Origin of the sequence: Roseibium sp. SCP14, from assembly GCF_040329475.1 — a bacterium.
Lineage (GTDB): Bacteria > Pseudomonadota > Alphaproteobacteria > Rhizobiales > Stappiaceae > Roseibium.
This window is the reverse complement of the sequence record NZ_JBDZYH010000001.1, coordinates 553,298-567,989: the sequence shown is the minus strand read 5'-3', so window position 1 is coordinate 567,989 and position 14,692 is coordinate 553,298. Positions and strand designations below refer to the sequence as shown.

The 14,692-nt window shown below is 51.9% G+C and carries 9 protein-coding genes and 1 tRNA gene; 7 read left to right on the top strand and 3 right to left on the bottom strand.

Annotated features, from left to right (window positions below):
* Nucleotides 1-247: 247 nt before the first annotated feature.
* Complete coding sequence (locus ABLQ08_RS02550; RefSeq protein ID WP_352939166.1) at nucleotides 248-1,015, bottom strand: alpha/beta hydrolase; 768 nt, start codon at nucleotides 1,013-1,015, stop codon at nucleotides 248-250.
* Nucleotides 1,016-1,381: 366 nt separating this feature from the next.
* On the opposite strand from ABLQ08_RS02550, the gene ABLQ08_RS02545 reads away from it, so the two are divergent.
* Nucleotides 1,382-1,621 carry a hypothetical protein gene (locus ABLQ08_RS02545; RefSeq protein WP_417714896.1) on the top strand — a complete coding sequence of 80 codons (240 nt, stop codon included), beginning with the start codon at nucleotides 1,382-1,384 and terminating at the stop codon, nucleotides 1,619-1,621.
* A 119-nt stretch (nucleotides 1,622-1,740) separates the two neighbouring features.
* On the opposite strand, the gene ABLQ08_RS02540 is transcribed toward ABLQ08_RS02545, so the two are convergent.
* The gene (locus tag ABLQ08_RS02540) at nucleotides 1,741-2,481 is read right to left on the bottom strand and encodes a DUF930 domain-containing protein (protein ID WP_352939161.1); all 741 of its coding nucleotides are present in this window, start codon (nucleotides 2,479-2,481) and stop codon (nucleotides 1,741-1,743) included.
* A 534-nt stretch (nucleotides 2,482-3,015) separates the two neighbouring features.
* Here ABLQ08_RS02540 and ABLQ08_RS02535 point away from each other — a divergent pair.
* Together ABLQ08_RS02535 and ABLQ08_RS02530 are read left to right on the top strand one after the other, a co-directional pair.
* On the top strand, nucleotides 3,016-3,741 hold the full coding sequence (locus tag ABLQ08_RS02535; RefSeq protein ID WP_352939158.1) for an FkbM family methyltransferase: 726 nt from the start codon (nucleotides 3,016-3,018) through the stop codon (nucleotides 3,739-3,741).
* 345 nt (nucleotides 3,742-4,086) lie between these two features.
* A tRNA-Ser gene (locus ABLQ08_RS02530) sits at nucleotides 4,087-4,176 on the top strand.
* 467 nt (nucleotides 4,177-4,643) lie between these two features.
* Here the strand turns inward: ABLQ08_RS02530 and ABLQ08_RS02525 are convergent.
* Nucleotides 4,644-5,747: a helix-turn-helix transcriptional regulator gene (locus tag ABLQ08_RS02525; protein ID WP_352939155.1), complete on the bottom strand. Its 1,104-nt coding sequence runs from the start codon at nucleotides 5,745-5,747 to the stop codon at nucleotides 4,644-4,646.
* A 436-nt stretch (nucleotides 5,748-6,183) separates the two neighbouring features.
* Between ABLQ08_RS02525 and ABLQ08_RS02520 the strand changes: the two genes are divergently transcribed.
* From ABLQ08_RS02520 to ABLQ08_RS02505, 4 genes are all read left to right on the top strand, one after another.
* Nucleotides 6,184-10,683 carry a VCBS domain-containing protein gene (locus ABLQ08_RS02520; protein ID WP_352939152.1) on the top strand — a complete coding sequence of 1,500 codons (4,500 nt, stop codon included), beginning with the start codon at nucleotides 6,184-6,186 and terminating at the stop codon, nucleotides 10,681-10,683.
* Nucleotides 10,684-10,758: 75 nt separating this feature from the next.
* Nucleotides 10,759-12,540 (top strand): type I secretion system permease/ATPase, encoded by a 1,782-nt coding sequence (locus tag ABLQ08_RS02515; protein WP_352939149.1) that lies wholly within the window; start codon nucleotides 10,759-10,761, stop codon nucleotides 12,538-12,540.
* Nucleotides 12,537-13,859 (top strand): HlyD family type I secretion periplasmic adaptor subunit, encoded by a 1,323-nt coding sequence (locus ABLQ08_RS02510; protein ID WP_352939147.1) that lies wholly within the window; start codon nucleotides 12,537-12,539, stop codon nucleotides 13,857-13,859. The genes ABLQ08_RS02515 and ABLQ08_RS02510 overlap by 4 nt, the downstream gene beginning before the upstream one ends.
* 311 nt (nucleotides 13,860-14,170) lie before the next feature.
* On the top strand, nucleotides 14,171-14,668 hold the full coding sequence (locus tag ABLQ08_RS02505; protein ID WP_352939144.1) for a ferritin: 498 nt from the start codon (nucleotides 14,171-14,173) through the stop codon (nucleotides 14,666-14,668).
* Nucleotides 14,669-14,692 lie beyond the last annotated feature (24 nt).

Sequence of the window (14,692 nt, the reverse complement as noted above, 5' to 3'; positions counted from 1 at the left end):
GAAACGTAATCTATAGTTCGGAGCCGAGACTGAAAACCCGTCACCCAAGGGAAGTTCCCGGATTTTTTCTGAAACGGGATGCGCGTACTGGAAGTTGGGTGTGCGGATGAAAGGACCGGCCCGGTCCACCCGGAACGGAAATGCCGCTGTGTCGCTGCTTCCTGTCAGTGGTCACAATTGATGTTTCAGGCGCTTCTCGTGAGGATCACTTTGTGGAACCGCATTCTGGATTTTGGCTTCGAATTGCCTACAGTTGTTCGATCCAGTCCAGGCTTTGCTGTGCTATCTGCTCCCAGCCTTCTTCCAGTTGCATGTAATGACAACGCCCGGGGATTTCGGCAAAGTCCGCAAGGTCTCCATATCGCTCCGCCATCGTTTTGGACGTAGAAGGTGGAACAACCTTGTCTTCGGAGCCGGACAGGAACAGGAGAGGGGCCTTAGCCTTGGAAAAATCGACCTTTGTGGTTTGATTGACGTCGTACATCCAGAAGAACAGCTCGAACAGGACAGCTCCGGACTCGGTGCTCAGCCGGTCGCAGATTTCATGTTGCTGCTTCTCAGGCATTGTATTGAGGCCATAGGCGGCCAGAAGTTCGAAATCCTGTCCCGGCGTCATTTCCCAGAACCGGCCGGCCGACATGAAGAGTTTTCCAAGTGCCCGTTCCATATCAGTTGTGGGGGAGGTCCCGTTGATGATGCTGCTGTTGATGAGTACACCAGCATGGATCAGGCCACGGCTGGACAGCAACTGCGCAACCAGTCCACCGAGGGAGTGTCCAATCACAAGGGGCTGCTGATCAAGGCCTTTGATGAACCCCGCAATGTCATCGACGTAGTCTTTTATGCTGGTTCCGATGAGCGCCTGAGTTCGTTCTTCTGAATCCGGAAGCTCGTGATGGCGGTAAGTGGGAGTATGGCAGTCAAAACCGCGGCTTTGAAAAAAACCACTGAATGTCTCCATGGTCCACGGTCCGGCATTGGTGCCATGAAGAAAAACAACTGGCCGTTTTGACATCAATCACTCTCCTTATGCTCAAGCTGTGTGAAGCGGTCGGGAAACATCGAGAGAAGGAAATAGTGCCTCAAACTGTGCGCTTGGTGAACAGAGTCTTTATCGGGTTCGTCAATTTTTCAGCGAATACCATTGAAATAAAAGGGAAATTCGAATTGCTATGATTACCTTTAAGTAAAATTCAGACTTATTTAAATTTTTATTCGCATTGCGTTAAACTTGTATTTTAACTGGCCATTTAACTGCTCCTGATGAAGTAGACCTCAAGAAACGACAGGGAAAGCCACGCGAAAGCTTGCGTTTCTAGGGAAGTCTTACAGAGGATGAAAGGGGAGCAACATGGCTCGTTTTGAAATGCACTCGGCCGACATGGCCATCATTGGAGAAAAGCCGGTAACCGCCGACATTCTGTTTCAGATGGGACTGGACAGTGCGTGTGGCCGTCATGGTGACACGGATCTGGTGACCGCGCACAAGTGGTTCAACATTGCCGCGCTCAAAGGCAATAGCGAAGCGGTTCGCTACCGTAAGGAAATTTCCGGTGAGATGAGCCCGGCCCAGATCGCGGAAGCACAGCGCTCCGCTCGTGAATGGCTGTCGATGCATTGATTGCGCCGAAGGCTGCCGGCCAAACGGCACCTGAACCTGCAATCTGTGTTTGACGCGGCAGCAATAAGTTTCTGCCGCGTCCCCATTTTTCCAAACCGATTTTCATTGTCGCTAGCCGTTCAATGAATGGGCGCCAGACCGTGCTCATCCCAAAGCGAACGGTCAATTTCCGAGCCCAGGGCGAACTCGAAACGTTCGATTTTTGTGCCGCTTACATCAAGTTGGCATCTATAGGTGATCTCGTACCAGACCCGGTTGCTGCGGACAGCGCCTGCGGGTACGAAGATCGCGTTCTTCTTCTGATTGGAATTGCGAAAGGCGTGTGGTGCCAGCCTTGTCGGGCGGAAACCCTGTTGCGTTCGTCTCAACTGTTCCATTGCTTCCAGGGCACAAATTTGTTCTTTCCTGTCATGCGAGATCAGCGTCCGGAGCGCAGTGCGTGCCTGGTTCGAACGAGGGTCCGACAAGACATCGTTCGCATGGAACGTCGTTGCTGAAACCCACATTTTTGGCTGTTGCGCTGCGTCGATATCAGGAATGTCGCGTCGCTCTGCTTGTCGTTGAGCGGTTGCTTTGCCATCCGAACTTTCAGAAGTTGAAAAAAGAGCAAGGGGAGTACCGGTGACGGAAGAAGCCTCGCTTTGATTTGTACCCCTCTGCAGCTCGGTTGCCGGCAGGTAACCCGGGACTTGAGTAAAGAACTCCACGGCAATTGCGCTTGGAGGGCGAGCGGTTTCAAGTTTGGGAGCAACGAGGTTGACGCTTACGACAAGTACTGCGGCATGAAGCCAGAGAGCGCAAATCCACGGGAACCGGTTTGCAATGAGACGGTTTAAAGCTGAAGTGCTCGAAATCTCCACCTATCGTTCCCCGGAAGCTGATTTGTTTCGTGCACAACCTTGGGTTCGATTGAGACCGCCATACTGTGTCGGTTTTGTGGCCTGAAGCAGTGAAAGGGCAGTGGGATCGCGAAGAGGTTTGCCCTGGTAAGCCGTTAATCAGAGCGAAATTGAGCTGCCGAAAGATCTCAAATTCCCTCCTGGAGGCGCTGAGTCCGGTGCGAGCCTTTTACAGCTGGAGAGTCGGATGCTGTTGAGCTGATCAGCCAGACTTTTGGATACTTCAACAAACGATTGCGGCTACTGAAACAAAGACTGCTGTTGATGAGAAGAAGCGCGATCCCGGAGCATTTTCATGTTTTTACATGTGCGGACCGCAAGGGAACCAGCCGGAGGTGGGGATTGGCGGCGAACAGCCTGTCGAGCTGACTCTGAAGGATGGGGCATCGAGATTGCCCCGTTGCGGTAATCGCTGGAATTGATGTATTTCGTCACCCCAATGAATAACGCTTCGCTTCCTCCTGACAAGTCGAGTGCAGATAGGTCTTATGCATTATGCAAAGTGAACTGACAAAAAAGCTGAGAGAAAAGTTCTTCAAATTCAGGAGACGTGTTTTTCATCTCATGAAAAAGAAACGTGTGACGGTAGGGGGAATTAGATTAATCTCAGACAGAACTATCGTTCCAAAAGATATCGTAAAATACTTGTATGATGATTCATATGAACAAGACGAAAGAATCCTTGTTGAGAAATACCTGAAGGAGGGAGACCGGGTTCTCGAGATTGGTGCGGGAATCGGACTGGTCAGCTTGACTTGCGCGCGAATAGTCGGGGTCGACAATCTTCTGTCATACGAGCCGAACAAGAGAACCCAGGACATAATCCGGCAGAACTTTGCTTTGAATAACCTGACGCCTCAATTGAGGAACAAGGCGATTGCGTTGAACGCGGGGCAAATCGAATTCTTTATTTCAGACAATGTTATCTCGTCCAGCCTGATCGACCGAAACCTGGATCAAAGGCAACTGATCGAATGCGACAGCATGGCGGACGTTCTTGCAGAGTTTTTGCCGAATGTCCTTGTGATGGACGTTGAAGGCGCCGAGGTTGAGCTGCTGGGACAGTCGGATCTGTCCACAGTCGACAAGATTGTTGTCGAAGTTCATCCTCATGTTGTTGGGGCCGATGAAGTTGCACGGATGGTATCGAAACTGGCCGACAAGGGGTTCTTGCTGAATGAAGAGCAGGGGCAATGTCATATGTATGTGAAGAGGCAATAGCTGCTTGGTTCCTGGTCTCGCCGATCAGGTGTTTGTTCTGGTAGCTAAGGCGACAACTCGTGATTTGAAACACCCTGCGACCGCTTCCGGCTTCTTGTTGTTCACGCCATCAGTCAGCCAGCAAAACGCCTTTTGGCGAACGGACCTTTCGGCAAATAGGGTGGAAGCTGCGGGGGAGGAACGACTAAGGAAAAATGTTGAGGTTTTGCAGGAAAATCTCGGCAATTGTCTGTTCGTTCTCCGCATTTTGCCGCACGAAGCTGTTAAAGCGCCGCAGTGGAAAAATCACCTGGGGCGAAAAAACGCCTTGAATTCCGATGCTTTTATTCGTACACGACGTTTGCCGGAGAGGTGGCCGAGTGGTCGAAGGCGCTCCCCTGCTAAGGGAGTAGGCCCGGAAGGGTCTCGAGGGTTCGAATCCCTTCCTCTCCGCCATTTTTGTCTGAAAATCATTGTATTTCTGTCGGTTTTCTAAAGAGAAGTCCAAATCGCCGCATGAACTTTGATGCGCGATGTGATTTCGTCGATATTCCCGCATCCCGTCTCGAATAAGAGATCCCATCGCTATCGAGTTAAGCCTGTCCTGGCGTGTTATCTGCAAATTGAGAGCCGTTTCCGTCCTGCGGTCACGCGCGGAACGCAGGACGTGCTTGCGGTCCAAAGTCACCCTGTTTGACGGATTGCCCTGGAAGGCATTCCTATGGGTTCAGCACTCAAGCGAACGCCAACAAGCAAGTTGCGCGATTGCCGTTGTAATTTGGCGGTAGGCATTGTGATTGAGGCGACTTTTGTTCAATTGTGGGGAGAGCAAACCGGATTGTCATGTGATCTTGAGTGAAACTGCAACTCGGCGCTTCGCTCGGGTTGAAACAACACCTCGCTTCGTATCGACCGTCCGGACGTTATAGAAAAATCTTGAACTGTTCGTGCAGCTGAAAAAGTTGCTTCTGAGATTGCACGCCTATCTTGCGCATAGCCGATTTCAACTGTTTGCGTGCTGTATCTTCCTGAATGTTCCTCGCGCTGGAAAATTGAGCCAGCGATGTCATCGACAGGGAAGCAGAGATTACCCGCGTTTCACTTTCTGAAAGCTGGAAGAACTGTTTCATCCTTTCAATGGTTTGCTCCGTGGGAGGCTCGGGGCCGCGCAACGGAACGATCTTGTAGGTCATGTTCCGGGCAGATTCCAGTTTCCCGTCAATGAAGCGAGGGAGCGGGTTGAACATCTGTACAGCGTAGATGTCTCCTGTGCGCTTGTCTGCAAGCCGCACCAGGGGCGCTCTGCCGGAGTTGGCCCTGCGGACCGCCAATTGCAGCTTTTGACGCTCTTCAGGGTCGGCACATGTCAATTCTGCCTTTCGCATGTACAAGAAACCGGCGGCGAGGATATCCTTTGCCCGCTTGTTGGCATACTCGATGTTGTCGCCCGACGTTAGAATCAGACCATGGGTCATTGAATCGTTCGCGGACTGAAACGCCTGCATTTGTGCACGAGCCTCTTGTCGAAGCTGCCTTAAGTGCAGTGCTCTGCGAGCATGAGGAATAATTCTTTCAAACAACGTCTGTTGGTCTTGCGTGAAGGACATACCCTTTCGCAATGAAGACACTCCGAACCAGCCCAGGCTGCCGTTGACACTGATATTACTTCCCATAAGGGCGTAAACCTTGTGCTTAGGGAATAATTCGTTGTGCAACGGGTTTGATCTTAATTGATTTTCATCGTTGATATCTTGTTCCAAAAGAACTGAATTTACTCTTTTGTTTCGAATGCTTTCGATTCTGTAGTCGATGTTGATGTACTCAGTGTGGTATTCCTGAAGGAAATCAGGGTCGAAATTTGCGGTGAAATTCAGATCGTTCTCACCATTCTCCCCACCAAGCAGAAAAAGATGAGCGCGGGCGACACCGAGCATTCGCGTGGCTGTCTGTATCGACTTTTCAAACATCTGCGGGTCATCGACGCCGTCATAAACTTCACTGCAAAAAGCGTCCAAATCAGATTTCATATTTCCTGCCCAGACAAAAACTTTGAGAAGAAACTTAAAGTGTCAAAAATTCAAAATGCCTCCCTCACTGAAAAAAAACATGAGAGCGCGAGGCCTACAATTGCCGGTTAAAAGCCGAGATGCAACCAGAAATGTTAACGCATGGTTAACTTGCTGGATACATTGCTGATACAGTGACGTTAACTAATTCGGAACTATCTGATTGAAATAGATATTTTTAGTTTGTTGTTTTTGAATTGGAAATTCGAGTATCTCCAAAATCTACTTGGTAAATTTTTCGATTGTGAAAACTGCCCCCCATTTGGGGAATGTACCAATTGTAGACAATCCCCCTAGGGTGTCTCCGCATTTTTTGGACACAGGTTGTGTGGCCGAACATTGACCGCAGGTTGTCGAAACCGGCGGCCTTGGATTTTAGTGTGAGGAATTTAGATCAATGGGTAATAATATTAATCTTGAGGAGTTTTTTGACTCCATTCGGGCCCAGGTGGCCGCGATCAAGGGGCAGAATGAGGCGTCGCTCGATGGCGCAACAATCCTTGGCAATTACGTCGAGGCCGAAGGCAATGATCCTTCGCCGGATGTGTCAAGCATCAACTTTGTTCACGGCACCAAAAATGACGATGTTCCGCTTGAAGGCAGTGCAGGTCTGGACATTGTGCTGGCTCGCGCCGGCAATGATACGCTGGTTGGTTATGGCAGCATTGACCTTCTGCTTGGTAGCAACGATGTCGACACGATCGACTACTCCTATCTCAACAGCACCGAAAACGGCGTTTTCATAGACCTTGCAGCAGGTATCGCGCTCAGCAAGGGTGGCGACATCGATCTGCTGTCTTCGATCGAAAACGCCATCGGTACCGTGAATTCCGATATCCTGATGGGTAACGGTCTCAACAACATTTTCTTCGGCAACGGTGGCGGTGACATCATCGACGGCCGTGGCGGTTCCTCGGACGTTGCGCAGTTCGTCGGCAAGGCCGAAGACTATGATGTTGTCACCAACGATGATGGTTCTGTCAGCATCTCGAAAGACGGTGCGACCACGAAGCTTTACAACATCGAACTGGTGCAATTCGCAGATCCCAGTGAAGACGGCGGTGTAGAGCTCTTCAATATTACCGATGGTGCGCTCGTCGCTCATGATGATGAAGTTGCTGTTACTGAAACAGCCGGCAACGACGACTACGATCTGGCAAGCTCGTTCAACATTCTCGGTAACGACGATACGTTTGGGGCGCCGGACGCTCCTGTTATCACCGGTTTGGCTCTTCAGCTTTCCGACGGTACCGAAGTTCAGCTGGACACTGAAGTCGATGCATTTGGCAACTTCGAAGTAAACGGCGAATTCGGTGTTCTGCGTGTGAATGCGGAGACAGGGGAAGCACAGTACTTCTACACCTCTGAAACCGACAAACTTGTGGCAAACGAAAAAGGTACCGACACTTTCGTCTACCAGGTCGCCGGTGGTGATAAGGCCGAGATCAAGATCGAGGTCACCGGTGTTAATGACGCACCCATGATCACCTGGGACCTGAATTCGAACTGGGTCCCGATTCTTGAAAGCGTCGACACGGAAGGCAGCACCGGAAAACATGTTCGTGGTGGTGTATTCGAAATTGTCGATCCGGATACAGTCGTCAACAAGGACAACTTCAAAGTCGGCATTCACGGCGAACCGGACGTAACCCTGCGCTCTGATGAGAACGCTGAAATCCCGATGCCGGGCGAAGTCCTCGCGAAGGTCTCTGCCGCTGACTGGTGGGTCTTTGACTTCGAGCCGGATGTGGGCCGTGTCGGCTACAAGTATCAGGTAGAAGATCAGGCTCTCGACTTCCTGTCCGAAGGCGAAATCCTGACCATCGACTATGTTCTGCGTGTTGAAGACAAGAACGACCCAAGCTCATTTGTCGACCAACCGGTTACCGTCAAGATCATTGGTACCAATGACCAGCCGGAAATCCTCGTCGATCAAAGCACATTGAGCTGGAACGTTAACGAAGTTGAAAATGCCAATCCTCAGGTGATCGGTGAACTCGAAGGCACCATTGTTGTCGACGATCCCGATCTCGGTGACCTGCTCTACATTTCGATTGAGGGCAATGGTTCGCCAACCTATTCTGAAGGTGAACTCCCGGACGTCGACCTGTCTGACTTGCTTGCGAGCACGAATTTCGACTTCGGCGCAAACCCGATAGAAAACGTCTTCACGATTCCCAAAGGTGACAGTCAGAACGTTGACTTCACATACGGATACAACGGATCTGCGAACCTGGATTGGCTTGCTGTTGGTGAGACTCTCACTCTGACCTTCGACGTGAAAGTCAGCGATCGTAATTGGTTCCCTGAAGGCACTGACACCACGACAATCACCATCACGATCACGGGTACCAACGATGGTCCTGTTATCACCGGTGGCGACATGACCGGGGAAATCATTGAAGGCGATCCTTCTACCTTGAGCGACACCGGTTCCATTTCCTTCACGGATCTGGATCTCAATGACACTCCAACAGCAAGCGACAGCGTAAAGTCTGTTTCAGGTGTCGATGGTGTTTCACTTACAGCTGCCCAAAAGGCTGCAATTGGAGCTGCTTTCAGCATCGAAGCCGCTGCTGGCAATACCAACAATGGAACGGTCAACTGGACCTACGACATTGCTGAGGAGAAGCTTGACTTCCTGGCTGAAGGCGAACAGGTCGAGGCTGTCTTCACCATCACGATGGATGACGGTAACGGTGGTACTGCTGCCAAAGATGTGACCATCACAATTACCGGTACCAACGATGCTCCGACGGTGACTTGGGACATCAATTCGAACTGGCTGCCGATTCTAGAAAGCGTCGATACAGAGGGAAGCACCGGTAAACACGTTCGTGGAGGTGTCTTTGAAATTGTTGACCCGGACACCGAAGTCAACAAGCACAACTTCAAGGTCGATGTGCATGGTGATCCGGACGTTACCCTCAAATCTGACGAAGATGCGGAAATCCCGATGCCTGGCGATGTCTTCGCCAAGGTCTCCGCAGCTGACTGGTGGGTGTTTGACTTCGATCCTGATGTAGGCCGCGTACACTACAAGTATGTTGTCGAAGATCAGGCTCTGGACTTCCTGTCCGAAGGCGACGTCCTGACCATCGACTATACCCTTCGGGTTACGGACAAGAACGATCCGTCGTCCTTTGTCGACCAACCGGTAACAGTAAAGATCATCGGTACCAACGACCAGCCGGAAATTCTGGTCGACCAGAGCGATCTGAGCTGGGATATCACCGAAGAAGACAACGCCAACCCACAGGCCATCGAAGAGCTGAAAGGCAGCATTTACGTCGATGATCCTGACCTCGGCGACAAGCTCTATATCTCGATTGAAGGCGATGGCACACCGAGCTATTCGGAAGGTGACCTGCCGGGTGTTGATCTGTCCGGATTGCTGTCCAGCTCGAACTTTGATTTTGGTGGCACCAATCCTCAGGACAACGTCTTCGAGGTTCCGAAGAGTGACGATCACAAGGTCGAATTTGTCTACAACTATGACGGTTCCGCTGACCTTGACTGGCTAGCGGCAGGTGAAAAACTCACGCTGACATTTGATGTCAAAGTAAGCGATCGCGCCTGGTTCCCGGAAGGCACTGACACCACGAAAATCACCATTACGGTCACTGGTACCAATGACGGTCCGGTAATCACCGGTGACGATTTTGCTGGTGCAGTGGAAGAAGCAAATGATCCGGCTATGTTGGAAGATACCGGAACCATTTCCTTCACCGATCTGGATCTGACAGACCGCCCAGTGGTGACTTCGGAGTTCACGTCGGTCGAGCCAGTTGGTGACGGCTTCGTTCTTACAGAGGATCAGAAGGCCGCATTTACGACTGCCTTTAAGACCGATGCGAATGGCGGCAACACCAACAACGGTTCTGCCACCTGGACATTCGCGATTGCCGCAACCGCGCTTGACTTCCTTGCTCAGGGAGAACAGGTCGAAGCAATCTACACGGTCACGGTGACTGATGATGAGGGTGAGACAGACACTCGAGACGTCAAGATCCTCATTACCGGTACGAACGATTACCCGGTCATCGATGAAGTCGATTCCATTCTTTCTGGTGACGTCACTGAAAAGGGCGTCGATGAAGAAGGAACCGATGAAGCAGGGGGCATCATTCTAGCGAGTGACGTTGATGTCAGGGATGGCATGACGTTCACAGCTTCGGAAGTCGAAAATGCCTTGGGTAAATTCATCATCGATCCGGAGAGTGGCAAATGGTCATACGTGATCGATGACGACGATCCTCGTGTCCAGGCACTCAACAAAGATGATGAGGTACTCGAAACCTACACCGTCACGGTTGCCGACAATTTCGGCGGAACCGATACCGTTGATGTGACGATCAAGATCACCGGCAGCAATGATGCTCCGACTGTTCAGGATGTCACCGACGGTACCTTCAACGTCGTCGCCAATGATGGACCGGCCCAGAGCACTCTGGACCTGTTGAGCGCAGACTACCTGAATGCTCAGGACGTCGACGATGGTGAGACCGAAACGCTTCAGATCAAAGAGATCGACGGTACACTCAGCTTCTCGCTTGGTGGGCAGACAGTCTCGCTCGATATCGCCGATCTCGAAACGGCCGGGCTTCTCAACATCAATGAAGAGGAAGGTACTGTTGCATTCACCCGGAACCTGGAGCGGGTCATGGCCCAGGCTCTGGATGAAGGCCAGACAGGATCGCTCACCGGAACGGCAACTGTGGAAGATGTCCATGGTGCGACTGACGAAGCTGATTTCGATATCACGCTCAATGTCACACCGGACGTCACAAACACCTTCGGCAGCGACGACTGGACGACCGATGGCGAACCTGGCGATATGCCGGAGATGTTGGTTCCGAACTTCGCCGACGATGGCGAAGGACCGTTGATCAGCTAATCGTATGCGACAAAGAGAGAGGGCGGAAACCGCCCTCTCTCGTATTTCCTTTTACATTTTCCCTGGAGAGTTCATATGCTCCTGCGCAAGACAGCGGAGCGCGTCTATCCGGCGCTGAAGGTTTACCGCTCCTCTTGGAATGGCTTTTTTGCCGTTGGTTTCTTTTCGATTTTTGTCAATCTCGGCACACTTGTTTCGCCGATCTACATGCAACAGATATTCGACAGGGTCATGCAAAGCGGGCACTTGGAAACCCTCGTTTTCCTGACGATGATTGTGATCTTTTTCCTGGCGGTCATCGCCGTGCTCGATGCCATCCGCGGTTCCATTCTCGCCAATATTGCCAAATGGTGGGACGAAACCGTTCATGCCGATCTCCTGCATGCAATCGTTCAGACCGCGCGTGCTACCGGAACGTCTCACGCTCACGCCATCAACGATCTGGCAACGATCCGGCAATTTGTTGGCAGTCCCAGTGTGTTGCCATTCTTTGATGGACCATGGGTGCCGTTATTCATTCTGGCAATCGTCCTCATCCATCCGGCGCTTGGTCTGGTCGCATTGACGGCAGGTATTCTTCTGGTGATCCTTGCGGGTGTGAACGACCATGTTACTCGTCGACGAATGGCCGGGTCTTCAAGCGCACGGGTGCGAGCTCAGCGAACTGTCGATATTGCGACCCAGCATGCCGACAGCGTCTTCAGTATGGGGATGCTGCCCGGAGTCCTGGCTCGCTTCAAGCAGGACAACGAAGTGGTTGCGGAAGCTTCCCACGGCGTTGCAACATTTTCGGCAAAAACCGGTGCGATCAGTAAGTTCATCCGATTTTCAGCGCAGATTTCCGTGCTCGGCCTTGGCGCCTTTTTCGCTACGCAAGGTGAAATGACCCCGGGTGGAATGATCGCGGCCTCGATCATCATGGGACGTGCACTTGCTCCGGCTGAACAGGCTATCGGTGCGTGGCGTGGCATTGTCAGCGCAATTCAGGCGCACAAGCGTCTTACCAAAATTTTCATGAATGCCCCTCACCAGATGGAGCGCATCAAACAGCCTGATGCAACGGGCCGACTGGATCTCAAGGCTGTGAGCCTTGTTCTTCCAAGTCAGGAAAAACCAGTCCTGCGTAGCGTCACTCTGGACTTGAAGCCTGGAACACTTAACGCGGTTGTCGGTCCGTCCGGCTCCGGCAAGAGTACGCTCTGCAAGTTGATGATCGGTGCCATGGAACCGACAGCCGGTTCGGTCCGAATGGATGGTGTCGCCATGCGCAACTGGGATGCAGGACAGTTGGGGCAGAGCGTCGGATATCTGGCTCAGTCTGTTGAACTTCTCCATGGCACGATCAAGGACAACATTGCTCGCATGGGCGAAGTTGATGACGCCAAAGTCATCGAGGCGGCCCAACTGGCGGGGTGTCATGAGTTGATCAACAACTTGCCCAAAGGGTACGAAACCCTGATTGGCCCTGGCGGACATGCCCTTTCCGGCGGGCAGGCACAACGAGTGGGGCTTGCAAGGGCTATCTATGGTTCCCCCCGTCTGGTCGTGCTGGACGAACCCAATGCCAATCTGGACACCGAAGGGGAAGCCGCACTTCAGAACTGCCTGGTCAAACTGAGGGAGCAAGGCTCGACAGTCATCATCATCAGCCACCGCCCGTCCGCACTTTCAAAGATGGATCTCATCGTCACGATTGGCGAAGGAACTGTTCAGAAGGTTGAGACCGGGGAAGAATACATGAAGGGCGCAATTCGTCCTGTAAACGACTTCCTTCAGAAAATCAGCAACATGAAAGCCGAAAAGAAGAAGCTGGTAGCTGCGGCCAATAGCGGTCAGGCAACAGGAGGTGAGGCATGAGTAACAATGTAGACCCCGCCAAAAGCCTTCGCTCGTCACTCTCCGGTCACTGGAAGCTGGGCGGTGTGATCGTTGCGGTTTGCTTCATCGGAACCGGGATCTGGGCGTCATTTTCCGAACTGTCCTCGGCAGCGATTGCTTCAGGAAACGTTTCCCCGGACGGAAGTCAGAGAGTCATCCAGCATTTGGAAGGCGGTATCGTGCGCGGTCTGAACGTCAAGGAAGGTGACCTAGTTCGCCAGGGAGACGTTCTTATCGTTCTCGACAAGGCGCTCGCGAAGGCCAACTATCTGTCGACATTTCGCAAGTTGCAGCGTTTTCTCGTGACGCGAGATCGTCTCATGGCACAGGAGCGGGGAGCAGACAGTTTTATCGTGCAATCGTCCCCGACCATGGAAAATGACACCAGTTTTCAGCAGTTTGTTTCCAATGAGGTTGTTAAGTTCGACATCAGGAAGAAATTGATGGAGAACCAGCGCTCCACCTATTCCGTCCAGCAAAAGCAGGTAGAAGCGGAAATCTCCAGCCTGGAAGCACAAATTGCCGGTATGGACGAGCAGATACACTTCCTTGAGAAGGAACTCGTCAACAAGCGAAAACTGGTAAAGAAGGGATTGGCACGCCAGCCGGAGCTATTCGCACTTGAACGTAAACGTGCGGAACTGTGGTCCGAGAGAAACGCAATCGCTTCCACCATTGCCAGGGCACGGCAGAAGATCGAAGAAATCCGAATTGCTGAACTGACCATGGTCAGCGAAGAGATGCAGGCCGTTGCCAGGGAGCTCTCTGAGATCAACTCCGAAATCGCGTTGGCGGAGGAATCGTTAACCGCGACGAACGACATCCTCAGCCGCACTGACATTCCATCACCGATCGAAGGCAGAGTTCTCAAGGTCCACTACAAGACCATTGGGGCTGTCGTGCGGCCCGGAGAGCCAATCGTTACAATCGTGCCAGACAAGGAAGAACTGATTCTGGATACACGACTACAGCCGACCGATATCGACAATGTTGAGATTGGGATGGCGGCCAGAGTGCAATTGACGTCCTTCATGGCGCGTCACCTCAAGCCTCTTCATGGAGAAATTTTCCATATCGGCGCGGACGCTGAAACAGATGACCAGACCGGTGAGCGATATTACAACGTGAGGGTTCGAGTTGAGCCAGAGGCAATATCTTCTATCGGTGAGGGAGTGGAACTCGTTCCCGGCATGCCGGCCGAAGTGTTTATTCAAACCGGCACGCATACGCCGTTGCGATATCTGTTCGATCCGATCCTGAAATCGTTCAATCGGGCGTTCCGCGAAGAAAGCGCTTGAGGTCTGCTGGTGGGAAGCGCGTGGTGCTGATGGGCATCAATCCGGTGTTGTTTGCGCCCACCAGCCACTCCGAATGGAGAGAGGGACCGAAGTTCATCCCGGTTTGGTCTACACACAAGCTCATTGAAATGTCGCTGAGTGCAGATTGAAGAACTCTCTGGTTGCTTTTCTCCATGCTTGAAAGTGAGAATGAGAAGCGTTCCTAACATGTTGTAATAAATGAGAAAAATTCGATATTGTTGATTTTTCTCAAGTCCACCCATTGAGCTGAACGGTAAATTTTCGGCAACCCGTACATGAAAGGGATTGTCATGAAAATGAACGAAACCGTCGCCTCTGCGCTCAACCGGCAGATCAATTCGGAACTGAACGCATCCTATACCTATCTCTCCATGGCAGCCTATTTCGATTCCATCGAGCTACCCGGTTTTGCCGCCTGGTTCCGGGGGCATTCGAAGGAAGAAATCGAGCATGGAATGCGGATCTACGACTTCATCGTGAAGCGGGATTCCCGGGTCGAGCTGAAAGGTATCGACAAGCCGCAACTGGACTTTGCCTCTCCGACAACCGCGCTTGAAACCGCGCTGGCGAAGGAAAAGGAGGTGACCGCTCAAATCAACGCACTTTTTGAGCTGGCCCACGAGGAAAAGGAATATTCCACGCAGAACATGCTTCACTGGTTTCTTGAAGAACAGATTGAAGAAGAAGATCTGTTCCGCAGCATTCTTGAAAAGGTAAAGGCCGCAGAAGGGAACCGCTGGCACATGCTTGTGCTCGATGGTGAACTCGGCAAAGGGATAGCGAACTAACCAGGCAAGCCCGCGCGCCTTTCT

Coding starts and splice junctions, on each gene's coding strand:
- ABLQ08_RS02535 (WP_352939158.1), top strand. CDS start 3,016: ATGCAAAGTGAACTGACAAAAAAGCTGAGAGAAAAGTTCTTCAAATTC.
- ABLQ08_RS02525 (WP_352939155.1), bottom strand. CDS start 5,747: ATGAAATCTGATTTGGACGCTTTTTGCAGTGAAGTTTATGACGGCGTC.
- ABLQ08_RS02545 (WP_417714896.1), top strand. CDS start 1,382: ATGGCCATCATTGGAGAAAAGCCGGTAACCGCCGACATTCTGTTTCAG.
- ABLQ08_RS02550 (WP_352939166.1), bottom strand. CDS start 1,015: ATGTCAAAACGGCCAGTTGTTTTTCTTCATGGCACCAATGCCGGACCG.
- ABLQ08_RS02510 (WP_352939147.1), top strand. CDS start 12,537: ATGAGTAACAATGTAGACCCCGCCAAAAGCCTTCGCTCGTCACTCTCC.
- ABLQ08_RS02515 (WP_352939149.1), top strand. CDS start 10,759: ATGCTCCTGCGCAAGACAGCGGAGCGCGTCTATCCGGCGCTGAAGGTT.
- ABLQ08_RS02520 (WP_352939152.1), top strand. CDS start 6,184: ATGGGTAATAATATTAATCTTGAGGAGTTTTTTGACTCCATTCGGGCC.
- ABLQ08_RS02505 (WP_352939144.1), top strand. CDS start 14,171: ATGAAAATGAACGAAACCGTCGCCTCTGCGCTCAACCGGCAGATCAAT.